At 56.9% G+C, this 462-nt stretch carries 1 pseudogene; it reads right to left on the reverse strand.

Annotation, left to right across the window (positions count from 1 at the left end):
* Positions 1-122 precede the first annotated feature (122 nt).
* A pseudogene (locus ACZYOF_RS44350) lies at positions 123-338 on the reverse strand (PilZ domain-containing protein); the annotation flags it as partial.
* Between the last annotated feature and the right edge of the window lie 124 nt (positions 339-462).

A 462-nucleotide genomic window follows, 5' to 3' on the forward strand; every position in this document is an offset into this window, starting at 1 on the left:
GAGATACGGTCCCATTGCGTGTCGTTCAGAACGAGCCGATCCAGAACCCCCAAGGCTTCCTCCTAAAAGAAAGCCTTGAATCACGTTCCGTCTGATTTGAGAATCCCAAGAGTCCACACAGCCTAGCTCGAGGTCTTGCGGCTTTCAGTTCCCTCCGCCGCGGCAACGCGCTTCTTCACAGGCCTGCCCCGGATGAACTGGATGTCCATCTCGGTGCCGTTGACGCGGACCAGTTCGCAGCGGCGGTAGGCAAGCCCGGTCGAGGACAGCAGCAGGAAGAACTCCTTAAGGTTAAGGCCCTGGATCGAGCCTTCGACGTTCAGCGCCGCGTCATTTTCGTGAGCGTCATCCGGCGACCACGCACTGAGGGCTGATCTGGTCGGCTAGGAAGATCTCGTGGATTGTTTCGTCACGAGGTCACCATGTCAAAAGATAGTTGTAAGGATGGCGATAAGGATAGGC

This window comes from Bradyrhizobium sp. LeoA1Lang (assembly GCF_055413685.1).